This window comes from Nocardia sp. NPDC056611, from assembly GCF_042792755.1.
GTDB lineage: Bacteria > Actinomycetota > Actinomycetes > Mycobacteriales > Mycobacteriaceae > Nocardia.
On record NZ_JBHTVV010000009.1, the window covers coordinates 43,999 to 65,602 of the forward strand.

General features: G+C 68.9%; 20 protein-coding genes. 9 read left to right on the forward strand and 11 right to left on the reverse strand.

Annotated features, from left to right (window positions below; translation table 11 throughout):
* Positions 1–33 precede the first annotated feature (33 nt).
* From ACFRAQ_RS33090 to ACFRAQ_RS33100, 3 genes are all read left to right on the forward strand, one after another.
* Entirely contained in the window at positions 34–492 is a 459-nt protein-coding gene (locus ACFRAQ_RS33090) for an iron chaperone (protein ID WP_379106753.1), read from the forward strand.
* A gap of 101 nt (positions 493–593) precedes the next feature.
* Positions 594–1,142 carry an RNA polymerase sigma factor gene (locus ACFRAQ_RS33095; RefSeq protein ID WP_379106755.1) on the forward strand — a complete coding sequence of 183 codons (549 nt, stop codon included), beginning with the start codon at positions 594–596 and terminating at the stop codon, positions 1,140–1,142.
* A gap of 79 nt (positions 1,143–1,221) precedes the next feature.
* Entirely contained in the window at positions 1,222–1,692 is a 471-nt protein-coding gene (locus tag ACFRAQ_RS33100; RefSeq protein ID WP_379106757.1) for a peroxiredoxin family protein, read from the forward strand.
* Between the two features lie 507 nt (positions 1,693–2,199).
* Here ACFRAQ_RS33100 and argH read toward each other — a convergent pair.
* The 3 genes from argH to ACFRAQ_RS33115 are packed head-to-tail and all read right to left on the reverse strand — an operon-like array spanning position 2,200 to position 5,795.
* Positions 2,200–3,621, reverse strand: coding sequence for an argininosuccinate lyase (gene argH / locus ACFRAQ_RS33105; RefSeq protein ID WP_379106759.1), 1,422 nt, complete (start codon positions 3,619–3,621; stop codon positions 2,200–2,202).
* On the reverse strand, positions 3,618–4,544 hold the full coding sequence (locus ACFRAQ_RS33110) for an SAM-dependent methyltransferase (RefSeq protein ID WP_379106761.1): 927 nt from the start codon (positions 4,542–4,544) through the stop codon (positions 3,618–3,620). Before ACFRAQ_RS33110 ends, argH begins: the two co-directional genes overlap by 4 nt.
* Before the next feature lie 48 nt (positions 4,545–4,592).
* The gene (locus tag ACFRAQ_RS33115) at positions 4,593–5,795 is read right to left on the reverse strand and encodes an argininosuccinate synthase (protein ID WP_357097064.1); all 1,203 of its coding nucleotides are present in this window, start codon (positions 5,793–5,795) and stop codon (positions 4,593–4,595) included.
* 248 nt (positions 5,796–6,043) lie between these two features.
* On the opposite strand from ACFRAQ_RS33115, the gene ACFRAQ_RS33120 reads away from it, so the two are divergent.
* Positions 6,044–6,811 (forward strand): trans-aconitate 2-methyltransferase, encoded by a 768-nt coding sequence (locus tag ACFRAQ_RS33120; RefSeq protein ID WP_379106764.1) that lies wholly within the window; start codon positions 6,044–6,046, stop codon positions 6,809–6,811.
* Positions 6,812–6,848: 37 nt separating this feature from the next.
* Here ACFRAQ_RS33120 and ACFRAQ_RS33125 read toward each other — a convergent pair whose 3' ends face one another.
* From ACFRAQ_RS33125 to argC, 6 genes are read right to left on the reverse strand one after another with little or no spacing between them, the layout of a single operon-like run.
* Complete coding sequence (locus ACFRAQ_RS33125; protein WP_379106767.1) at positions 6,849–7,379, reverse strand: arginine repressor; 531 nt, start codon at positions 7,377–7,379, stop codon at positions 6,849–6,851.
* The gene (argF, locus tag ACFRAQ_RS33130; RefSeq protein ID WP_379106769.1) at positions 7,376–8,320 is read right to left on the reverse strand and encodes an ornithine carbamoyltransferase; all 945 of its coding nucleotides are present in this window, start codon (positions 8,318–8,320) and stop codon (positions 7,376–7,378) included. Before argF ends, ACFRAQ_RS33125 begins: the two co-directional genes overlap by 4 nt.
* The gene (locus tag ACFRAQ_RS33135) at positions 8,317–9,510 is read right to left on the reverse strand and encodes an acetylornithine transaminase (RefSeq protein WP_379106771.1); all 1,194 of its coding nucleotides are present in this window, start codon (positions 9,508–9,510) and stop codon (positions 8,317–8,319) included. The genes argF and ACFRAQ_RS33135 overlap by 4 nt, the downstream gene beginning before the upstream one ends.
* Complete coding sequence (argB, locus tag ACFRAQ_RS33140; protein WP_357288456.1) at positions 9,507–10,406, reverse strand: acetylglutamate kinase; 900 nt, start codon at positions 10,404–10,406, stop codon at positions 9,507–9,509. Before argB ends, ACFRAQ_RS33135 begins: the two co-directional genes overlap by 4 nt.
* Positions 10,403–11,605 (reverse strand): bifunctional glutamate N-acetyltransferase/amino-acid acetyltransferase ArgJ, encoded by a 1,203-nt coding sequence (gene argJ, locus ACFRAQ_RS33145; protein ID WP_379106970.1) that lies wholly within the window; start codon positions 11,603–11,605, stop codon positions 10,403–10,405. The genes argB and argJ overlap by 4 nt, the downstream gene beginning before the upstream one ends.
* 32 nt (positions 11,606–11,637) lie before the next feature.
* Complete coding sequence (gene argC, locus ACFRAQ_RS33150; RefSeq protein ID WP_379106773.1) at positions 11,638–12,711, reverse strand: N-acetyl-gamma-glutamyl-phosphate reductase; 1,074 nt, start codon at positions 12,709–12,711, stop codon at positions 11,638–11,640.
* A gap of 88 nt (positions 12,712–12,799) precedes the next feature.
* On the opposite strand from argC, the gene ACFRAQ_RS33155 reads away from it, so the two are divergent.
* Positions 12,800–14,536, forward strand: coding sequence for an LCP family protein (locus tag ACFRAQ_RS33155; protein WP_379106775.1), 1,737 nt, complete (start codon positions 12,800–12,802; stop codon positions 14,534–14,536).
* Between the two features lie 66 nt (positions 14,537–14,602).
* On the forward strand, positions 14,603–15,379 hold the full coding sequence (locus ACFRAQ_RS33160; RefSeq protein WP_379106777.1) for an isocitrate lyase/phosphoenolpyruvate mutase family protein: 777 nt from the start codon (positions 14,603–14,605) through the stop codon (positions 15,377–15,379).
* Positions 15,380–15,395: 16 nt separating this feature from the next.
* On the opposite strand, the gene ACFRAQ_RS33165 is transcribed toward ACFRAQ_RS33160, so the two are convergent.
* Positions 15,396–16,295 (reverse strand): RNA polymerase sigma-70 factor, encoded by a 900-nt coding sequence (locus ACFRAQ_RS33165; RefSeq protein ID WP_379106779.1) that lies wholly within the window; start codon positions 16,293–16,295, stop codon positions 15,396–15,398.
* Between the two features lie 89 nt (positions 16,296–16,384).
* Between ACFRAQ_RS33165 and ACFRAQ_RS33170 the strand changes: the two genes are divergently transcribed.
* A complete protein-coding gene (locus ACFRAQ_RS33170) occupies positions 16,385–16,870 on the forward strand; it encodes a nitroreductase/quinone reductase family protein (RefSeq protein WP_379106782.1) in 486 nt (161 codons plus the stop codon).
* Between the two features lie 397 nt (positions 16,871–17,267).
* Here ACFRAQ_RS33170 and ACFRAQ_RS33175 read toward each other — a convergent pair whose 3' ends face one another.
* A complete protein-coding gene (locus ACFRAQ_RS33175) occupies positions 17,268–18,803 on the reverse strand; it encodes a DUF222 domain-containing protein (protein WP_379106784.1) in 1,536 nt (511 codons plus the stop codon).
* 222 nt (positions 18,804–19,025) lie between these two features.
* Here ACFRAQ_RS33175 and ACFRAQ_RS33180 point away from each other — a divergent pair, with 222 nt between their 5' ends.
* Positions 19,026–20,600, forward strand: coding sequence for an FAD-dependent monooxygenase (locus tag ACFRAQ_RS33180; RefSeq protein WP_379106786.1), 1,575 nt, complete (start codon positions 19,026–19,028; stop codon positions 20,598–20,600).
* A gap of 123 nt (positions 20,601–20,723) precedes the next feature.
* Positions 20,724–21,602, forward strand: a complete 879-nt coding sequence (locus tag ACFRAQ_RS33185; protein WP_379106788.1) for an alpha/beta fold hydrolase — start codon at positions 20,724–20,726, stop codon at positions 21,600–21,602.
* The last annotated feature ends 2 nt before the right edge of the window (positions 21,603–21,604 follow it).

The window sequence follows — 21,604 nt, forward strand, 5'->3', positions numbered from 1 at the left end:
TCTTCTCCCCCACTCCCGCAAAGGAATCCAGCCATGGCCACCGAGAACCCCGCCCAGAAGACCACCGTCGGTTTCAGCGCCGACGAGCGCGCCGCCATGAAAGCCCACGCCGAGGAACTGAAGACCGCCGCCCGCCGCCGCAACTCCCGCTCCGCCAAGGCCGACGGCGAGCAGGACGTACTGGCCAAGATCGCCGAGATGGACGACGCCGACCGCGCGATCGCCGAACGCCTGCACGCCCTGGTCAAGTCCATCGCCCCCGAACTCGGCGCGAAGACCTGGTACGGCATGCCGTCCTACACCCGCGACGGCAAGATCGTGTTCTTCTTCCAGCCCGCCGCCAAGTTCAAGTACCGCTACGCCATCCTGGGCTTCAACGACGCCGCCAACCTGGACGACGGCGAGATGTGGCCGGTCAACTACGCGCTGCGGAGCATGACGCCCGCCACCGAGGCCCGCATCACCGAACTCGTGCGGCAGGCCCTGAGCTAGTCCCCGGAGCTCGGAAACACCCACGGGCGAACTTTCCCCGGCCGGATTCGAATCCTTTTCCGGCCGGGGACGCTCTTATGGTGGTGACTGTACGAATCGAAGTGAGAGAGCAGGGCGTGGAACGCGGCTGGGCCGGTGAGCAGCTGGTGACGGCGGCCCAGAACGGTGACCGCGAGGCGATCGCCGCCGTCGTGTACGGCGCGCATCCGCATGTGCGCAGATTCGCGCAGCATCTGTGCGCCTCCGACACCGATGCCGAGGACGCCACGCAGGAAGCGCTGATCATCCTGTACCGCAAGATCGGCACGCTGCGCGCGACCACCGCGCTGGCGTCGTGGATGTTCCGCATCGTCCGCAACGAGTGCCTGCGCCGGGCGCGCCGAGTCCTGGACCACGCGCCGCGGACCGAGACCGGCGATGTCGTCCGCTCCGCCGAGGACGAGGTGCTGCGGCGGCTGGACGCCGACCAGCTGGCCGAGGCGATCACGGCCCTGCCCGAGGTGCAGCGCCGGGTGCTGATCATGCGCGATGTACTGGGCTATCCCGGCCGCGCGACCGCCGACGCGCTCGGATTGAGCACCGCGGCAATGAAATCGCAGCTGCACCGCGCCCGCGCCGCGGTTCGCCAAGGTCTCGACGACCGTCGCTGACCACCGGACCGGTCGCGCCACCGGTCATCTCACGCCATCCGGCCATGTCGTACCACCCCATGCGAAGGGACGCCCCGCCATGCTCACCACCGAACACTCCGCGCCGAACCTGGATCTGATCGATACCGCCGGACAGCCCTGGCGGCTGTCGGACAGCCGCGACGCGCGCGGCACCCTGCTGTATTTCATGCGCTCGACCTCGTGCCCGATCTGCAACCGGCACGTCCGTGATCTGATCGCGCGGCGCGACTTCTTCGACGACGAGAACATCCGGGTGGTGATCGTGGTCCCCGAGGATCGCGACGCCGCTCTGGCCTGGAAGACCAAGCACGCCATACCGTTCGCCGTCCTGACCGGCTCGACCGGCGACCCGCACGAGTCGGTCGGCCTGACCCGCCGGATGTTCGGTTCGATGCAGCAGTCGGGGACGGTGCTCGTCGACGCCGACGGCACCGTCCGCCACGCCCACGGCGCGACCATGCCGGTCAGCAGCTACGACCGGAAGGGCATCACCGCGGCCGTCCTCGCCCTGCGGGACACGCGGAATTAAATGGGATGCGGTGGGTGCGGGCCTGTGGTTACAGTGCTCGGCATGTGGCTGTTCCTGTTCTCCTGAGCGCGATTCGCGTCTGACGCCCGGCGGTCTGTCGTCTCGACCGCCCGTGGCTTTCCCGATTCCGACCGGCATCCGATCCGGTTAGTCGGTCACGCATATTTCTAGGAGGACTTGTGCCCGAGCACTTCTCGCTGCCTGCAACTCCCGCGTCGCATGCAACTCCCGCGGCGCCGGCAATTCCCGCGTCGCTTGCAAGTCCGGCGTCGCCCGCTGTCCCCGCGTCGCCCGACATCCCTGTCGACGCTCCCGAGGAGCCTCGGCTCTCGCGGGCCGAACGGCGCGGCAAAGGCGCGCGGAAACAAAACAATCGCGACGGCAAGGTGCACGACTCCGGTCGCGCGTCCGTGCCCGCCGCGAAACACATGAATTACCGTCGCGGATGACGAACGGCCCGTGGGGGTTCCGGAGCAGGAACCCGCACGGGCCGTTGTCGACGGTGAGTCAGCCCAGCCAGGCGCGCTGGGTGGCGGCCGTGCCGCGCACCTCTTCGAGCTGCTTGGCGACCTGGGTTCCGGCGGTGCCGCCGCGCGCGTTGCGGGAGGCGATGGAGCCCTGCACCGTCAGCACCTCACGCACGGCGGGGGTGAGCGCCGGGTCGACGGCCGCGAACTCCGCGTCGGTCAGCTCGTCCAGTCCGACGCCGCGCGCCTCCGCGGCGCGGACGCAGCCGCCCGCGGCCTCGTGCGCGACGCGGAACGGAACGCCCTGGCGGACCAGCCATTCGGCGATGTCGGTGGCGAGGGTGAAGCCCGCCGGGGCCAGCTCGGCCATGTGGTCGGTGTGGAAGGTCAGGGTGGAGACCAGGCCCGCGATGGCGGGCAGCAGCAGCTCCAGCTGGGCGACCGAGTCGAAGACCGGTTCCTTGTCTTCCTGCAGGTCACGGTTGTAGGCCAGCGGCTGCGCCTTCAGGGTGGCCAGCAAACCGGTCAGATTGCCGATGAGGCGACCGGCCTTGCCGCGGGTCAGCTCCGAGACGTCCGGGTTCTTCTTCTGCGGCATGATCGACGAGCCCGTGGACCAGGCGTCGGCCAGGGTGATGTAGCCGAATTCCGGTGTGCTCCAGATGATCACCTCTTCGGCCATGCGGCTCAGGTCGACCGCGATCATGGACAGCACGAACGCGGCCTCGGCGGCGAAGTCGCGCGAGGAGGTGGCGTCGATGGAGTTCGCGGCCGAGGAGTCGAAGTTCAGTTCGGCGGCGATGGCTTCCGGGTCCAGGCCCAGCGAGGAGCCGGCCAGCGCGCCGGAACCGTAGGGCGACACCGCGGCCCGCTTGTCGAAATCGCGGATCCGGTCGATGTCGCGCAGCAGCGGATGCGCGTGCGCGAGCAGGTGATGGGCCAGCAGCACCGGCTGGGCGGCCTGCAGGTGGGTCTTGCCGGGCATGACCGCGTCGGGGTGCGCGGCGGCCTGCGCGACGATGGCGTCGACCACGTCGAGCACGCCGGCGGCGATGTGCCGCACCGCGTCCCGCAGCCACATGCGGAACAGCGTGGCCACCTGGTCGTTGCGGGAGCGGCCCGCGCGCAACCGCCCGCCGAGCTCGGTGCCGACCCGGTCGATCAGGCCGCGCTCGAGCGCGCCGTGCACGTCCTCATCCGATTCCAGCGGCCCGAACGCGCCCGAGGCCACATCGGCCGCCAGCTGATCCAGCCCGGCCAGCATGCCCTCCAGATCCGGCGCCGAGAGCAGCCCGGCCTTGTGCAGCACGCGCGCGTGCGCCTGGGAGGCGCGGATGTCGTACGGCGCGAGCGCCCAGTCGAAGTGGGTCGACTTGCTCAGCGCCGCCATCGCCGCGGCGGGACCGGACGCGAAGCGTCCACCCCACAGCGCGCCTTCATTGGTGCTGCCGCCCTGGCTCATAGCGTGTCGTCTCCTCGGGGTCGGAGTGCGGTCATCAGAATGTGGTGGCCCATACCGGCCTTGGCCGTCTCCGGGACGGTACGGCCGCGGTCCTCGAGCAGGGTGACCGGGTCGCCCTCGGTCACCAGCCACTGGTGCATGGCGAACCAGGTGCGGGGGTCCTTGCGGTCCTCCCACGGGTAGAACAGGTTTTCCAGGTCGATCTTCACGCCGGCGTCGGCCATCACCTTGGCGCGGCGTTCCCGGAACTGGTCGGCCATGTCCTTGTCGGTGCCGAGGTTCAACGCCACCCGGCTGCCGGGCGCGCTGAGTTCGGCCACCTGCTGGAGCAGTTTGTCCTGGGCGTGGCCGGGCAGGTACCGCAGCAGCCCCTCCGCCAGCCAGGCGGTCGGCTCGCCGGGTTCGAAACCCTTGTCCAGCAGGGCTTTCGGCCAGTCCTGCCGCAGGTCGATCGCCACTTCGCGGCGGTCGGCGGCGGGTTCGTCGTCGGCGAGGGCTCGGGCCTTGAACGCCAGCACCTTCGGCTGATCCAGTTCGAAGATGCGGGTGCCCTCGGGCCATTCGAGCCGGTAGGCGCGGGCGTCGAGCCCGGCGGCCAGGATCACGATCTGCCGGATCCCGGCACGCTGGACGGCGGCGAAGTACTCGTCGAAGTAGATCGTGCGAGCGATCAGGACACTGCCCATCGACCAGTTGCTCAGGTCGGTGTCCGCGCCACCCTGCTCACTGTCGCCGAGGTTGCGCATCCCGGCCATGAGGTTGTTCCAGCCGTCGGAGCCGACGGCGCTCACCAGTTTCGCGGCGTACGGATCCTGGAACAGCGCGTCCTCGCGTCCGCTCTCGTGGGCGCGCAGGGCCGCGACGCCGAGGGCGGTCGCGCCCACGCTCTCCGTGATGTCCCAACTGTCGTCATCGGTTCGCATGGGCGCGTCTCCTTCGGCCGGGTGCGTGCACTGCCCGGATCGACGCTACTACTTGCTGTTGAGATCCCGTCGGGCCGCGACCTTGGAGGACAGGCCGTGGATCTGGACGAAGCCCTTGGCCAGCGACTGGTCGAAGGTGTCGCCCTCGTCGTAGGTGGCCAGGTTGAAGTCGTAGAGCGACTCGTCGGAGCGACGGCCGTTGACGACCACGCTGCCGCCGTGCAGCACCATGCGGATCTCACCGGAGACGTGCTGCTGGGTGTCCTGCACGAACGCGTCGAGGGCGCGCTTGAGCGGGGAGTACCACAGGCCGTCGTACACCAGCTCGCCCCAGCGCTGCTCGACCTGGCGCTTGTAGCGGCCCAGCTCGCGCTCGATGGTGACGGCTTCCATCTCCTGGTGGGCCGCGATCAGCGCGATGGCGCCGGGGGCCTCGTAGATCTCACGGCTCTTGATGCCGACGAGACGGTCCTCGACCATGTCCAGACGGCCCACGCCCTGACGGCCGGCGCGCTGGTTCAGCTCGGTGATGGCCTCGAGCATGGTGACCGGGCGGCCGTCGATGGCGACCGGGACACCCTTGTCGAAGGTGATGATGAGCTCGTCGGGCGCCTCGAAGTTGACGGTCGGATCCACGGTGTAGTCGTAGACGTCCTTGGTCGGGGCGTTCCACAGGTCCTCGAGGAAGCCGGTCTCGACCGCGCGGCCCCACAGGTTCTGGTCGATGGAGAACGGCGACTTCTTGCTCACGTTGATCGGGAGCTTGTTCTCGCCGGCGAACTCGATGGCTTTCTCGCGGGTCCAGGCGTAGTCGCGGACCGGGGCGATGACCTTCAGGTCGGGGGCGAGCGCGCCGATGCCGACCTCGAAGCGGACCTGGTCGTTGCCCTTGCCGGTGCAGCCGTGCGAGACGGTGTCGGCGCCGTGGTACTCGGCGGCCTCGACGAGGTGCTTGACGATCAGCGGCCGGGAGATGGCCGAGACCAGCGGGTAGCGGCCCATGTAGAGGGCGTTGGCCTGCACGGTGGGCAGGCAGTACTCGTTGGCGAACTCGTCGCGGGCGTCCACGACGATGGACTCGACCGCGCCGCAGTCCAGCGCGCGCTGGCGCACGTCGTTCATGTCCTCGCCACCCTGGCCGAGATCGATGGCGACGGCGACGACCTCGGCGCCGGTCTCCTTACCGATCCAGCTGATGGCGACCGATGTGTCCAGTCCGCCGGAGTAGGCGAGTACGACGCGCTTGGTCATAGTCCGTGTGCTCCTCAGTAGTCCGTTTAGGCCCTCGACCGGTGCGCTGCCCGCGGTCCCTTCCCGGTCCCGTGGTGCGCTCCGTCGTCCTGCAAATGATTATGCATGACGATGCAATCCCATTCATAACCGGGGTCCCCGCCTGCGCCGATCGCCGCGCCCATCACCCTCGAGAGCCTTGCCTCGACACCGGAACAGGAATACAGTACGTACGTACGGTTTGGGAAATTCGACGATCGGAGGACCCCATGTGGGACCCGGAGACCTACCTCGCCTTCGACGATCTGCGCGCGCGACCGTTCTTCGATCTGGTCAACCGTGTGCGCGCCGACCGGCCCCGGCGCGTGGCCGACGTGGGCTGCGGCCCCGGCAATCTCACCGCGACCCTCACCGAGCGCTGGCCCGACGCCACCATCGAAGCCTTCGACTCCTCCCCCGAAATGGTCTCCGCCGCACGCGAACACGGCATCGACGCCACCGTCGCCGACGTCCGCGACTGGCACCCCGCCCCCGACACCGACGTGGTGGTCACCAACGCGGTCCTGCAATGGGTCCCCGATCACCTTGCCCTGCTGCCGACATGGATCGACGCGCTCCCCGGCGGCGCGTGGCTGGCCCTCCAGGTCCCCGGAAACTTCGACGCCCCTTCGCATGTCGCGATCCGCGACGTCGCATCGTCACCGCGCTGGCGCGAGCGTCTTTCGGCCGCGGGCATTCTCGACCACCAGGCCGTCCCCGACCCCGCCGGATACGCCTCCGTCCTGGCCGCCGCCGGATGCGCGGTCGACGCCTGGGAAACCACCTACCTCCAGCCCCTGACCGGCGAAGACCCGGTCCTGCACTGGATTACGGGCACCGCCCTGCGCCCGGTCCGCGACACCCTCGACGACCACGAGTGGGAGCGGTTCCGCGGCGACCTCGCCCCGATCCTGCGCGAGGCCTATCCCCGCCACCCCGACGGCACGACGTGGCTGCCGTTCCGCCGCGTCTTCGCGGTGGCGCACAAGGCCGAGTGAACACTCGGGCCGGGTGAACGCTGGGCTGGGTGAACGCTCAGGCCAGCTGTTCGATCTTGGCGGCCAGTTCGGCGCCGGTCATGGGTTCGCGGGCGATGACGGCGATGGTGTCGTCGCCGGCGATGGTGCCGACGACCTCCGGGAGGGCGGCACGATCCAGCGCACTCGCCAGGAAGTGGGCCGCGCCCGGTGGGGTGCGGAGGACAGCGATATTGCCGCTGGCATCGGTGGAGACCAGTAGGTCGCCGAGGAGTTTCGAGAGCCGTTCGGTGCCGCCGGTGACGCCGCGGACGGGGCTGCCGTCCTCGGGGACCACGTACACGCCTGCGCCGCCGTCGGCGGCGCGCAGCTTCACCGCGCCCAGCTCGTCGAGGTCGCGGGAGAGGGTGGCCTGGGTGGTGTCGATGCCCTCGCCGGAGAGCAGGGCGGCCAGTTCGGACTGGCTGCGGACCTCGTGCTGGGCCAGGATGGCGACGATGCGGGCCTGCCGGCCCGCGCGCGTGCGTGCGATGGCCGCACCGGACCTACCCGAAGCCGGTGCGGCCGTGCGTCGTTCGCCGCTGCTCACCTGTCGCCTCGCGCGAATCGTTCCAGCAGCCAGACCAGCAGGGCCTTCTGGGCGTGCAGGCGGTTCTCGGCCTCGTCCCAGACCGCGCTGTGCGGGCCGTCGAGGACCTCGTCGGTGATCTCCTCGCCGCGGTGGGCCGGAAGACAGTGCAGGACCGTCACGTCCGCGGCCGCGCGGGCCAGCAGCTCGGCGTTGACCTGGAACGGACGGAACGGGGCGACGCGGTCGCGGCCGTCGTTCTCCTGGCCCATGGAGGTCCAGGTGTCGGCGACCAGGGCGTCGGCGCCGTCGACGGCGGCGAGCGGGTCGTGGGTGAGGGTGATGGTCGCGCCGGTCTCGGCGGCCCGCTTCTGGGCGGCGTCGACGATCCAGCCGAAGGGTTCGAAACCCTCGGGGGCGGCGATGGTGACGTTCATGCCCGCGGTGACGCCGCCCAGCATGAGCGAGTGCGCCATATTGTTCGCGCCGTCGCCCAGGAAGGTGAGGTTGCGGCCGGTCAGATCGTCGCCCTTGCGCTCGCGCAGGGTCTGCAGGTCGGCCAGCACCTGGCACGGATGGAACTCGTTGGACAGCGCGTTGACGACGGGAACCGTTGCGGCTCCGGCCATCTCGTCCAGACGGGCCTGTTCGAAGGTGCGCCACACGATGGCGTCGACGTAGCGGGAGAGCACGCGGCCGGTGTCGGCCAAGGTCTCCTCGCGGCCCAACTGGGTGTCGCGGCCGTCCACCACGACGGCGTGGCCGCCGAGCTGGGCGATGCCCATCTCGAAGGAGAAGCGGGTGCGGGTGGAGTTCTTCTCGAACATGACCGCGACGCCGCGCGGGCCTTCCAGGGGCTTGCGGGCCAGCGGCGCGGCCTTCAATTCCGCGGCCAGGGCGAGGATCTCGGCCTGTTCGGCGGGGGTGACGTCGTCGTCGCGCAGGAAATGCCGGATGGTCACTTGGACTCCTTCTGGGCCTGGGCGGCATCGAGGATGCCGGGCAGGTCGGACAGGAAGTTCTCGGCCTGGGTCTCGGTGAGCACCAGGGGCGGGGCGAGCCGGATCACATTGGGCTTGGCGGGATTCAGCAGGTATCCGGCCTCGCGGGCGGCGAGATCGACCTCGGCGGAGACGTCGTCGGTCAGCTGGATGCCGATGAGCAGGCCCGCGCCGCGCACATGATCGACCAGCGGGTGCCCGAGGTGCTCGATGCCGTCGACGAGGATCTTGCCGACCTTCTCCACGTGCGAGAGCAAACCCTCTTCGTCGATGGTCCGCAACACGGCCAGCGCGGCCGCCGCGCACACCGGGTTGCCGCCGAAGGTGGTGCCGTGCATGCCCGGCTGCAGCAGATCCGCGGCCGGGCCCTGGGCCAGCACCGCGCCGATCGGCAGGCCGCCGCCGAGACCCTTGGCCAGGGTGATGACGTCGGGCACGATGCCCGCGGCCTGGTGGGCGTAGAACGCGCCGGTGCGGCCGATGCCGGTCTGCACCTCGTCCAGGATCAGTAGCGCGCCTTGGTCCTTGGTGATGGCGCGGGCCTTGGCCAGGTAGTCGGCCGGGGGCACGACGACGCCGCTCTCACCCATGATGGGTTCGATGAACACCGCGGCGGTGTCCTGGTCGACGGCGGCGGCCAGCGCGAGCGCGTCACCGTAGGGCACATGCACGACGCCGGCGGGCATGGGCTCGAACGGCTCCCGCTTGGACGGCTGGCCGGTGAGCGCGAGCGCGCCCATGGTGCGGCCGTGGAACGCCTCCTCGCAGGCGACGATCTTGGTGCGTCCGGTCAGTCGCGCCATCTTGAACGCGGCCTCGTTGGCCTCGGTGCCCGAGTTGCAGAAGAACGCCTTGCCGTGGCCGTCGCCGAAGTGCGCAAGCAACCGCTCGGCGAGTTCGATGACCGGTTCGGACGCATAGAGATTCGACACGTGGCCGAGGGTGCCCAGCTGCTGGGTGACGGCCGACAGGATGGCCGGGTGCGCGTGGCCGAGGCTGTTGACCGCGATGCCGCCCAGGAAATCGAGGTAGCGCTTGCCGTCGGCGTCGTACACCACCGCGCCCGCGCCGCGCACCAGCGCGACCTTCGGGGTGCCGTAGTTGTTCATCAGGGCGGTCTGCCACCGCTGCTGAATGTCGGCTGTACTCATGAGATCTCCTGTGCGGGGGTGACCATCGTGCCGATGCCCTCCCCGGTGAACAGTTCCAGCAGGACCGAGTGCGCGACACGCCCGTCGATCACGTGCGCGGTCGGGACGCCGCCCTCGACGGCGCGCAGGCAGGCTTCCATTTTGGGCACCATGCCCTCGTCCAGCGACGGCAGCAGTTTGGCCAGTTCGTCGGTGTCGATGCGGCTGGTCAGCGAGGACCGGTCGGGCCAATTCGTGTACAGGCCCTCGACATCGGTGAGGATGACGAGCTTCTCCGCGCCGATGCCCTCGGCGAGCGCGGCCGCGGCGGTGTCGGCGTTGATGTTGTGCACCACGCCGTCGGCGTCGGGGGCGATGGTGGACACCACCGGAATCCGGCCCGCCGCGATCAGATCCAGCACGGCCGAGGGTTCCACGGACGTGACGTCGCCGACCAGTCCGATATCGGTGGCCTCGCCGTCGACCTGCACGGTGCGGCGGGTGGCGGTGAACAGGTGCGCGTCCTCACCGGAGATGCCGACCGCGTACGGGCCGTGGGCGTTGATGAGCCCCACCAGTTCCCGGCCCACCTGTCCGAACAGCACCATCCGGACCACGTCCATGACCTCGGGCGTGGTGACCCGGAAGCCGCCGCGGAATTCGCCCGTCATGCCGAGCTTCTTCAGCATGGCGCTGATCTGCGGGCCGCCGCCGTGCACCACCACCGGGTGCACGCCGACCGTGCGCAGGAACGCCATGTCGGCGGCGAAGGCGCGCTTGAGGTCGTCGTCGATCATGGCGTTGCCGCCGTACTTCACGACCACGATCTTGTCGCGGAACTTCTGCAGCCACGGCAGCGCGTCGGCGAGGACGTGCGCCTTGTCGAGGGCCGAAAGCTGTTTCACCACATCGCTCATGAGCTGTAGGCCGAGTTCTCTTCGACGTAACCGTGCGACAGGTCGGTGGTGCGGATCGTGGCCTCGCCGTCGCCGAGGTTCAGTTCCACCAGCACCTGGATGTCGGGGCCGGACAGGTCCACCTCGCGCGCGCCGGGCGCGCCCGCGCCGTCGATGCACACCGGGGATCCGTTGAACGACACCGAGACCCGGTTCGGATCCAGTTCGATGGGCGCGATGCCGATCGAGGCCAGCACCCGGCCCCAGTTCGGGTCGGAGCCGAAGAAGGCGGTCTTGACCAGGCTGTCGCGAGCCAGGGCCCGCGCGCCGATCAGCGCCTCTTCCTCGGTGACCGCACCCTTCACGGTGATGTGCACGCGCTTGGTGACGCCCTCGGCGTCGGACATGAGCTGCTCGGCGAGGTCGTCGCAGACCGCGAGCACGGCCGCGTTCAGGTCGGCCTGGCTCGGGGTGACCCCGGACGCGCCGTTGGCCAGCAGCAGCACGGTGTCGTTGGTGGAGCAGGAGCCGTCCACGTCGAGGCGGTCGAAGGTGTAGCGGGTGGCGTTGCGCAGCGCCTCGTCCAGCTGGGCCGGGGTGGCGGCCGCGTCGGTGGTGAGCACCACCAGCATCGTGGCCAGCGACGGGGCGAGCATGCCCGCGCCCTTGGCCATACCACCGACGTTCCACTTGTCCCGGTGGTGGAAGGCGGTCTCCTTCGGCACCGTGTCGGTGGTCATGATGGCGCGCGCGGCCTCGGCGCCGCCGGACAGGCCGCCGCCCATCTCGTGCACGATCTCGGTGACGGCGGGGATCAGCTTGTCCATGGGCAGCCGGTCACCGATCAGACCGGTGGAGCAGACGGCGATCTCGCCGGCGCCGGTCTCGGTTCCCCAGTTGCTCAACGCCTTCGCGAGTTCCTCGGCGGTGGCGTGGGTGTCCTGGAAGCCCCCGGGGCCGGTGCAGGCGTTGGCGCCGCCGGAGTTCAGGATGACGGCGCGCAGGTGGCCGCCGGTCAGCACCTGCTGCGACCACAGCACCGGTGCGGCCTTGACCTTGTTGCGGGTGAACACGCCCGCGGCCGCGTAATCGGGGCCCTCGTTGAACACCAGCGCCAGGTCGGGCTTGCCGCTCTGCTTGATGCCCGCCGTGATACCGGCCGCCCGGAAGCCCAGCGGCGCGGTGACGCCCTGGGACCGCACCAGCTTGCCGTTCCCCACAGCCGCGCTGTCGTTGCTGACGATGTCGTTGCTCACGGTGCCACTCCTACGGTGGAAAGTCCTGCGGTCTCGTCGATTCCGAGGGCCAGGTTCATCGATTGCACCGCGGCCCCGGCGGTGCCCTTGGTCAGGTTGTCGATCGCGCCGATGACCACCAGCAGTCCGGCGTCGGTGTCCACGGTGACCTGGAGGGTGACGGCATTGGAGCCGAGCACCGAACCGGTCTGCGGGAGCACGCCTTCGGGCAGCAGATGCACGAAAGGCTCGTCGGCGTACGCCTTCTCGTAGACGGCCCGGGCCTGGGCGGCGTCCACGGTGGTGGGGGCGGTGCAGGTGGCGAGAATGCCGCGCGGCAGCGGGGCCAGCACGGGGGTGAACGAAACGCTCACATCGGCACCGGTCGTGCCGCCGGAAAGCTGGGCGGCCTTCAGGTTCTGCGCGATCTCGGGGGTGTGCCGGTGCGCGCCCGCGATGCTGTAGGCCCGCATCGAGCCCATCACCTCGGAGCCGAGCAGGCCCACGTCGAGTTTGCGTCCCGCGCCCGAAGTGCCGCTCACCGCAACCACATTCACCCGCGGTTCGATGATGCCCGCCGCGACGGCCGGGGCCAGCGCCAGACTCGACACGGTGGGGTAGCAGCCGGGGACGGCGATCCGGGTGGCGCCGCGCAGCTTGTCGCGCCCGCCCGGCAGTTCGGGCAGCCCGTAGGGCCAGTGGCCGGCGTGCGGGGTGCCGTAGTACTTCTCCCAGGCCGCGCCGTCGGTGAGCCGGAAGTCGGCGCCGCAGTCGATGATGATCGTGGAGTCCGGCAAGGCCGTGGCGATCGCCGCGGACTGGCCGTGCGGCAGGCCCAGGAAGACCACGTCGTGGCCGGAGAGTTCCTCGACGGTGGTGGGCGCGAGCACCCGGTCGGCGAGCGGCAGCAGATGCGGCTGCAGCTCACCGAGGGTGGTGCCGGCGTTGGAGCCCGCGGTCAGCGCCCCGATCTCGAGGCGCCCGCTTCGGTAGGCGGGGTGTCCGAGGAGCAGGCGCAGCACTTCACCTCCCGCGTAGCCGCTCGCACCAGCTACCGCGACCCGCAGGGGCCCGTTCGAGGTATCCACCATGTGATGATTATGCACGACTGTGCAAGCTCATTCACAACCGGGCGGAAATCTGACAGGAAGCGCCGCTTACGGCACACTCGACAACGCCATGTACGACGACGCCACCCAACCGCTGCCGGTCGTCGGCCCCCAGCCGGGCCGCTCACGCCGGGCACCGGAGACGCCGAATCCCGCACCTCGCCGTTCGCGGCGCGCCCAGGGCGACTCGAACCCCCCGCGCGCGGGCCGCCGTCGTAGCGAGGATCGACAGGGCGGCGGCGAGAAGCCGGGCCGCGGCGCCGACCGCCGCGAACGCACCCCCGCCGAACGTGCGCGCGACAAGAAGCTGCGGCTGGTCGGACGCGGCGCCATGGCCATGGTCGCGGCGAGCGTGATGGGCATCACCGGCATCGTCTGGTACGGCGAGACCACCCTGGACCAGGGTTTCACCCGCTCCGGCGCGATCTCGCCCGAGGACGTGAACCTCGACGGCGACATCAACATGCTGCTGATCGGCCTCGACACCCGAAAAGACCTGAACGGCAACGACCTTCCCAAGGACATCCTCGACCAGCTGCACGCCGGCGACGGCTCCGAGGGCGGCTACAACGCCAATTCGCTGATCCTGGTGCACATTCCGAAGGACCTCAAGCACATCGTCGCGTTCTCCATCCCGCGCGACGACTATGTGCCGGTGCAGGGCATTCCGGGCTACGACCACGCCAAGATCAAGGAGGCGTACGGCCTCAAGAAGTACACGGTCGAGGAGAAACTCAAGGCCAAGGGCATGGCCGAGGGCCCCGAGCTGGAGCGGCAGGGCCGGGAAGCCGGGCGCGCCAGCATCGTTCAGACCGTGAAGGCGCTGACCGGTGTCCCGATCAACCGGTTCGCGGAGATCTCGCTGGCGGGTTTCTACGATCTGGCGACCGCGCTGGGCGGCGTCGACGTGTGCCTCAACCACGCCGTGGACGACAGCTACTACTCGGGCGCGCAGTTCCCGGCGGGACCGCAGCATCTGGACGGTTCGGACGCGCTGGCGTTCGTGCGGCAGCGGCACGGCCTGGAGAACGGCGACCTGGACCGCACCCACCGGCAGCAGGCGTTCCTGACTTCGGTCGCGGACTCCATGAAAAGCTCTGGCACGCTGACCAATCCGGGTCGGCTCAAGGCGCTGATCGATGTGGCGCACAAGGACGTGGTGCTCTCCGACGGCTGGAGCCTCACCGATTTCGCCACCACCCTGGGTCGCGCGGACTCGCCGTCGGTGGAGTTCCGCACGCTGCCGGTGCTGCGCTACGACAATGTCGACGGCCAGGACGTGAATGTCATCGATCCGGTGGCGATCAAGAAGACGGTGCGCGAGGCGTTCGGCGTCTCGACTCCGGCCGCGCCCAGCGCCCCGATCGTCACGCCCACCTCGACGCTGGACGTGGTCAACGCCAGCGGCACCCCCGGTCAGGCGGCCAAGGTGTCGAAGCTGCTGACCGCCAAGGGATTCCCGGCCGGTGAGGTCGCCAACGCCTCCTACGCCGACGGCACCAGCTCGACCGTGTACTACGGCACCGGCGCCGACACCGACGCCAAGCAGGTGTCGGAGATGTTCGGCGGCCTGCCGGTCAGCCCGTCGACGTCGGTGTCGGCCGGGCACGTGAAGCTGGTCGTCGGCAGCGACCTCGAGATCCCGACGTCCCTGGACCCGACGGCCACCTCCACCACGCCCACCACCACCGCCAACGGCTCCAGCACCAGCCTGGCCGCGACGACGGACACGACCACCTCGGACGCGCCCGACTCCGGCAAGCCGGTGACCACCACCATCGGCTCGAAGATCCCCTGCGTGAACTGATCCCACCCGCGTGACTTGCCAGCGCCGCGACCCGCGTGACCCACCGTCGACGAACGGAGTGCCGCCATGACGAAGACCGATCTCTTCCGCAGTCTGCACCACGGTGACCGGCCGCTGGTCCTGCCCAACGCGTGGGACTACGGGTCGGCGGCCATGCTCGCCGAGGCGGGGTTCCCGGCGCTGGGCACCACCAGCCTGGGCGTCGCGGCCGCGGCCGGACTGCCCGACGGCACCGCCGCCACGCGTGCCGAGACCCTCGCGCTGGCGCGGCGGCTCGGCCGGCTGACCATCCCGGTCACCGTGGACATCGAGGGCGGGTTCAGCACCGACGCGCACGAGGTGGCGGAGTTCTGCGCGGAACTCGCGGACGCGGGGATCGCGGGAATCAATCTGGAGGACAGTCGATCCAATACGGCGTTGGCGGATCCTCGTGAGCACGGCGAGGTGATCGCGGCGGTGAAGGCTCGCGTGCCCGAGCTGTTCGTCAACGCGCGCACCGACACCTACTGGCTCGGCATCGACGCGGACTCCACGCTGGAGCGGGTCCAGCATTACGAGAAGTGTGGCGCGGATGGCATTTTCGTGCCCGGGATCACCGACACCGACGGGATTCGGGCCCTCGCGACGGCGTTGAGCGCGCCGTTGAACATCCTGTTCTCCCCCAGCGGGCCGACGGTGGCCGAGCTGGGCGGGTTGGGTGTCCGACGGATCAGCACCGGGTCACTGCTGTACCGCGCGGCCCTGGCGGCCGCGGTGCACACGGCGGAATCCGTGGCTCACGGTCATCCGCTGGTCGCCGAGATCCCCAGTTACGCAACGATTCAGCGCGTACTGGAGCCTTGACCTCCGCGGCGGCCGGTCACCGAGCGAGCACCCGCGCGAGTTCGGCGGTCCGCAGCTTGTCCGGGTTACGGATCGCGTAGAGCCCGGTGATGCGGTCGCCGGTCATTTCGATCAGCTGCACGGTGTCGAGCCGGCCATCCGCGGTGCGCAACAGGACGGCAGGCAGTGCGTTGTATGTACCGAACTCGACGGTCATGTCCGCGATGCCGTTCCGCGCCAGCCGCACCAGATAGATCGCGACCCGATCCGCGCCCACGACGGGTTTCCGGGCCGCGGTGACCTTTCCGCCGCCGTCGGAGATCTGGACGACGTCCGGCGCGAGGACATCCATCAGCGTCTGCGTGTCGCCGGTCTGCGTGGCCAGCAGGAACCGTTCGATCACCGCGCGGCTCGTCTCGGCGCCGGGTTCGAACCGCTTGCGGCGCTCCCGCACGTGCGCGCGAGCCCGATGCGCGATCTGGCGAACCGTGGCATCGGATTTGCCGACCATTCCGGCGATTTCGACGAAACTGTGGCCGAACACCTCGGACAGCACGAACACCGCCCGCTCGGTCGGCCCCAGGGTTTCCAGTACCAGCAGCATGGCCATCGATACTGATTCCGCCAGTAGCACATTGTGTTCGGCGTCGGCGTCGGTGCGGATGGGTTCGGGCAGCCAGCTGCCCACGTATTCCTCACGGCGTCGGCGCACCGTGCGCAAATGATTCAGCGCCTGTCGCGTCACCACGGTGGTCAGGTACGCCCGCGGATTCTCGACCCGCGCCCGGTCCGTCTCCCGCCACCGCAGGTAGCTGTCCTGCACCACGTCCTCGGCGTCGGCCGCACTACCGAGCAGCTGGTAGGCGACGGTGAACAACAACGGTCGCAGCCCATCGAACTCGTCCACCCCGGCCGCGTCATGTGTGTCCGTCCCCATGCCCGAAGCCTAGCCAGTAGCCCCCGCGTCAACTCGCTGGACACCATGTACAGTCAACTCGAATACCCGCCGTCCCGAGGGGAAATCCGATGACCGGCGCCGAACCCGGCAAGCTGACCCTGATGGGCCGCTTCAACTTCTACTCCAGCACCTACCTGGGCGGCGTGGCCCGCTTCTACGCCCGCGTCCACCGTCGTCTCTACACGCGTTTCGGCGGCACCCGCTTCGCCACTCTCTTCGGCGATCCTGTCTTCGAGCTGACCGTTCCCGGCCGCAAGTCCGGCGAGCCGCGGCCGGTCATGCTGATGCTCGTCCGGTCCGGCGATGATCTGCTGGTCTGCGGGTCCAATGGCGGCCATCCCGGTGTGCCCAACTGGTGGAAGAACCTTCTTGCCACCGATAAGGCTCGGGTTCGGATCGGGCGCGACAGTTTTCCCGTCACCTACCGGGTGGTTACTGATTCGGCCGAATATGACGCGCACTGGCGCACTCTCGCTGCCACGTACCCACACTTCAATACTTACCGGGCGTTGAGCCCGCGGCAGTTTCCTATCGCTGTCCTCAGCCGTGTGTAGGTAGCGACGAAAAACCAAAGACCCAAAGACAAAGAGATAAAGGACGCCTGGAGAAGGAAGAGAGGTGGCCGAGCTTGCGAGGCCCCTCACCTACCAGCCCCCACCGGAGAAGACACGAGAAAGAAGAGAGGGTGGCCGAGTTCACGAGGCCCCCTCACCTACCAGCCCCCACCGGAGAAGACAGGAAAAGGAAGAGAGGGTGGCCGAGTTCACGAGGCCCCCTCACCTACCAGCCCCTCGAGGTTCGGCCGTGCATCGTCCCGGCGTAGGGGGACAGCGGCGGGTGGGATTCTCGAAGTGGCTTGTCGTCCAAGGGTTCTTCGGGTCTTCTCTCTCGAGAAGGTGATGCGTGTAGTCCGTGGGCCGGGGGCGGCGGGTAGCGGTTCCCGGCCCGGCGTCAGCCCCAGTCCGGCAGGGCAGGCGAGGTGACCACACTCCGCGTAGCTTTGCGCACGCCAGTCAGGCACGAACGGCTCGGTTTCGACGACACCCGTGAGCGCCACTGCCGACAACTCGAATCGACCGCAGCAGCGATCACCCGCCCCACATGATGACGATCGTTCACACGCGGGGTCCCGGTGGGATCAACACTCTTCGGAGCGATCCACCCAACCCGGCCCGCGTGAGGTGAGTCCTTACCCATCACAACGGTTTTCCAGCCATCCGGGCCATCATTGATCAACGCGTGGCAGTGATCACACGCGAACGCCAGATTATCGATATCGGTCGGCCCGCCCTTGGCCCAGTCAGTGACATGATGGGCGGCGCACATACTGGCAGGTTGCTCACACCCGGGTCGGGTACATCCCTTGTCGCGGGCCAGGAGCGCCAATCGCTGCGCTTCGCTGGCGGTGCGGCGGGAGCGTTGCAGATACAGCGGCATCCCGTCCCCATCGAGGACCGCGATCACCGGGTGCGAATTCGCGGCCATCTTCAACGCCTCAGCGACTGACACCTGGGTCCCGGAGGCGGTGGTGGCGACCCCGGTCCCGTTCTCGAAATCCGCCAAGCTCATCGTGAACACAACCTGGACCGGCATCCCACGATGCGAACCCAGATCACTCACATCCACACCGGGCTGCAGCAACGCGAACAACGCGTCATGAATGCGCTGCCCCGCATCACGACGGTCACGACCGGCAGCAGCGTCGAGCACGTCATTTTCGATGAAACCGTCACGCGCGGTGGGGCTTTCACTGTCTTCGAGGTTACACATACCGGGCCGCGCCAGCTTCGCAAAAGCAGCGTCCAGCAGCGCACGCAACTCGGGGGTGATCCACCCTTCGATCCGCGTCATGCCATCCACACCGGGACGGCACAACGTGACCCCACGACGGCGACGACGATCGGCATCGGAGACAACCTTCCCATCCGGATCCAAGCGCGCGAGAATGTCACGCCCGATCTTCAACAAATCATCCGGCCACCCATGACGGGAGTAATCGACCAGGATCTGCTCGGCCTCCGCACGAGCCTCAGCGGGAACATCAAGGGGCAGGTGGTTCATCACATCCAGGATGTGACGCACATGATCACGCGAAATTTCACCAGCCGCAAACGCTTCAGCCGCCACCGGCAACACCGGCGGCGCGACATGGCCCGTCTGCTGCACGAATTCCCCACAGTGGTGCGTGACCTTCACCCGCACCGACGCGTCATAACGGGACAGCCCGAGAGTGTGACGCAGAAACGGCACCATCTTCCCCGCACCACTGCGCGAATGCAGCGAACGTTCTCCGGCTTCGATGATCAGACGGGTATCGAGTGCGGCGAGCTGACGCTTACAGGTTTCGAGCTGCCGCATCAACGACACAACATCCTCGTCGGAGAACTCCACCATCTTCCCGCCCTGCAAGGATTCAGTCAGGCTCGCCACCGCAGCCGCCAGTTCAGCGATACCACAGTCGTCGAGTGTCACCCCATTCGAATCCATTCCTCTATTCTACCGCGATAGAACAGGGGTGATAGCTGAATCCTATTGTGATACAAGCATTTTCACTCAAGAAGGCCCATCCGGTCCAGGCCACAAAAAAGGGAGGCGGCCGAACCGCTTCCCTCTTCAATGTATATCGCACCCCGCCCCTTGCGGCAAGACCCCCACCATGCTGCAAAATCGCTGCCCGTAGCGAAAACCCACGGAAACGGAGTAGTGCGAGTGCGTAGTACCGATGCCGACGTGATCATCGTGGGTGCGGGCCCGACGGGCCTGATGCTGGCTGCCGAATTGCGGCTGGCCGGGGTGCGGCCGATCGTCCTGGAGCGGCAGCCGCAGCTGCGGACCGTGCCGAAGGCCAATGGACTGGGCGGGCAGATACTGCGCTTGCTGGACTATCGGGGGCTGACCGAGCGGCTCGGCGAGATCGGGGTGGACGCCGGTCCCACGGCGGCGATCCCGTTCGGCGGTTTGCATGTGGACTTCAGCCCCTTGGCTGATTCGCCGTTGCAGGCCATGCACCTGCCGCAGCCGAAACTCGAACAGCTGCTGGATGATTGGGCGACCGAGCTCGGCGCGGAAGTGCGCCGGGGCCATGAGGTGACCGCCCTCGAACAAGACGACGCCACGGTCACACTGGACGTGCGCGGCCCGGACGGTGACTACCGGCTCACCGCGCGCTATGCGCTGGCCTGCGACGGTGCGCGCAGCCGCGTGCGCGATCTGGCGGGCGTCGGTTTCCCGGGTGCCACCTATCCGGAGGTCAACCGGTTGGGGCAGGTCAGTGTGCCGGATTCGGTGACGCAGCGCGAGAACGGGGACCTCGACGTCCCCGGGTTCGGCACCGTCGCAGCCGGTTTCACCCGCACCGAGCACGGCGTGTTCGCGATGGGGTCGCTCGCCCCGGGCACGATGATGATCCAGACCACCGAGGACACCATCGACGACACCGACGACAACGAGCCGCTGACCCTGGCCGAGCTGCGGGACAGCATCCGACGCATCCTCGGCGTCGACCTCCCGCTCGGTGACCCGATCCGGCTGTCCCGCTATCAGTTCCAGGCCCGCCAGGCCGAACGGTACCGGGCCGGACGGGTTTTCATCGCCGGTGATGCCGCCCACGCCTTCCCCATGACGGGTGTCGGCCTCAACGCGGGCATGCTCGATGCGATCAACCTGGCTTGGAAGCTGGCCGCCGACCTGCACGGGCGGGCACCGGAGGGGCTGCTGGACACCTATCACGAGGAGCGGTACTTCGCCGGCACCCGCATCATGATGCAAACCCAGGCTCAGGTGGCCTTGCGGCGCGGTGACGATCCGGCGGCGCTGGCGCTGCGGGAACTGTTCCAGGAACTCCTCACCGACGAGCCCGCCCTGCGCCGGGTCGGAGCGCTCATCGCGGGCACCGAGCTGCGCTACCCGCTGCCGAACCCCAACCAGCATCCCTTGACCGGCACCGTCGCCCCGGACCTGCCGCTGCGCACCGATGAAGGAGACACCCGCGTCGCCGAGCTCCTGCACACGGCCCGCCCGGTTCTGCTCGTCCTGGCCGACCGCCCGGACCTTCGCGCCATCGCCGAGGAGTGGTCGGGCCGTGTCGACCTCCGGGTCGCCACCACCGACGACCGTCCCGCCGACGCCCTGCTGATCCGCCCGGACGCCCACATCGCCTGGGCCGCAACGGTGGACGAACCCGTGGACCCGGCCGAGTCGGCGCTGCGGGACGCGCTCACCACCTGGTTCGGCGCCTCCGAAACGGCGAAGACCGAGGTGCGGGTCGGGGCGGTCAGCGACTGACCGGATCGGCCACACCACTGATCCGCCCTGCCTGAGCCCTCGGCCGAACCCCGCTTCCGGCGTTCAATTCCTGCATGCCGCCCACCGCGGCATCGGAGCGAAATCGCTGGGAAGGACCGGGAAATGACCGAGTATGTAGAGCTCGAGCACGGGCGGATCGCGTGTGACGTGACCGGTGACGGCCCCTTGGTGGTGCTGTCGCACGGGATGGGGACCTGGCGGAGGGATTTCCGTCATCTGGTCGCCCCCCTGGCCGCCGCCGGGTACCGCGTGGTGAACGTCGATATGCGCGGGCACGGCGAGTCCAGCCTGGACTGGCCGTCGGTGACCGGCAAGGCCGCCATCAGCCGCACCGACGTGGCCCTCGACTTGCTCGGAGTCATCCGGCATTTCGGGGGACCGGCGGTGATCGTCGGGCATTCGCTGTCGGGTGGTTCGGCCACCGTCGCGGCGGCCGAGGCGCCGGAGCTGGTGTCGGCGATCGTCGAGATCAACCCCTTCACCCTCACCCAGAGTGTCGACTTCGGCGCGCTCTGGTCGGATCGCCGCCACCGCCGCGGCTTGCTGCAGCTGGTCGGCACCCAGCTGTTGAAGTCGCCCCGGCTGTGGTTCCGGTACCTCGACGGCGTGGCCTATCCGACCGCGCCCGCCGATCACGACGACTACCTCGCCGAGCTGCGGACCCTCTTGGAACGCCCCGGCCGTTGGGCGGAGTTCATGAAGACCGGCAAGACCACCCCGGCCGACGCCGCGGCCCGGCTTCCCGAGGTCCGCTGTCCCGCACTGGTGATCATGGGCTCGGACGATCCGGACTACCCGCACCCCGAGGACGAAGCCCGCGCGATCGTGGCGGGCCTGCCGACCGGGCTCGGCCAGTACGTCCTGGTCGATCAGGGCGGCCACTATCCGCACGCCCAGTTCCCCGACCGGGTGGCCGCGCTGCTGATCCCGTTCCTGGACCGCCACACCACCCGCGATCCGGCCGGATCGGTCAGCCACTGACC

Excerpts from the sequence above, each read along its gene's own strand:
- ACFRAQ_RS33110 (WP_379106761.1), bottom strand. The coding sequence starts at position 4,544 with ATGCGAACCGATGACGACAGTTGGGACATCACGGAGAGCGTGGGCGCG.
- ACFRAQ_RS33160 (WP_379106777.1), top strand. The coding sequence starts at position 14,603 with ATGACGAAGACCGATCTCTTCCGCAGTCTGCACCACGGTGACCGGCCG.
- argC (WP_379106773.1), bottom strand. The coding sequence starts at position 12,711 with ATGGTGGATACCTCGAACGGGCCCCTGCGGGTCGCGGTAGCTGGTGCG.
- ACFRAQ_RS33090 (WP_379106753.1), top strand. The coding sequence starts at position 34 with ATGGCCACCGAGAACCCCGCCCAGAAGACCACCGTCGGTTTCAGCGCC.
- ACFRAQ_RS33170 (WP_379106782.1), top strand. The coding sequence starts at position 16,385 with ATGACCGGCGCCGAACCCGGCAAGCTGACCCTGATGGGCCGCTTCAAC.
- ACFRAQ_RS33135 (WP_379106771.1), bottom strand. The coding sequence starts at position 9,510 with ATGAGTACAGCCGACATTCAGCAGCGGTGGCAGACCGCCCTGATGAAC.
- ACFRAQ_RS33175 (WP_379106784.1), bottom strand. The coding sequence starts at position 18,803 with ATGGATTCGAATGGGGTGACACTCGACGACTGTGGTATCGCTGAACTG.
- ACFRAQ_RS33100 (WP_379106757.1), top strand. The coding sequence starts at position 1,222 with ATGCTCACCACCGAACACTCCGCGCCGAACCTGGATCTGATCGATACC.
- ACFRAQ_RS33155 (WP_379106775.1), top strand. The coding sequence starts at position 12,800 with ATGTACGACGACGCCACCCAACCGCTGCCGGTCGTCGGCCCCCAGCCG.
- ACFRAQ_RS33120 (WP_379106764.1), top strand. The coding sequence starts at position 6,044 with ATGTGGGACCCGGAGACCTACCTCGCCTTCGACGATCTGCGCGCGCGA.
- ACFRAQ_RS33185 (WP_379106788.1), top strand. The coding sequence starts at position 20,724 with ATGACCGAGTATGTAGAGCTCGAGCACGGGCGGATCGCGTGTGACGTG.
- argH (WP_379106759.1), bottom strand. The coding sequence starts at position 3,621 with ATGAGCCAGGGCGGCAGCACCAATGAAGGCGCGCTGTGGGGTGGACGC.
- ACFRAQ_RS33165 (WP_379106779.1), bottom strand. The coding sequence starts at position 16,295 with ATGGGGACGGACACACATGACGCGGCCGGGGTGGACGAGTTCGATGGG.
- argB (WP_357288456.1), bottom strand. The coding sequence starts at position 10,406 with ATGAGCGATGTGGTGAAACAGCTTTCGGCCCTCGACAAGGCGCACGTC.
- ACFRAQ_RS33115 (WP_357097064.1), bottom strand. The coding sequence starts at position 5,795 with ATGACCAAGCGCGTCGTACTCGCCTACTCCGGCGGACTGGACACATCG.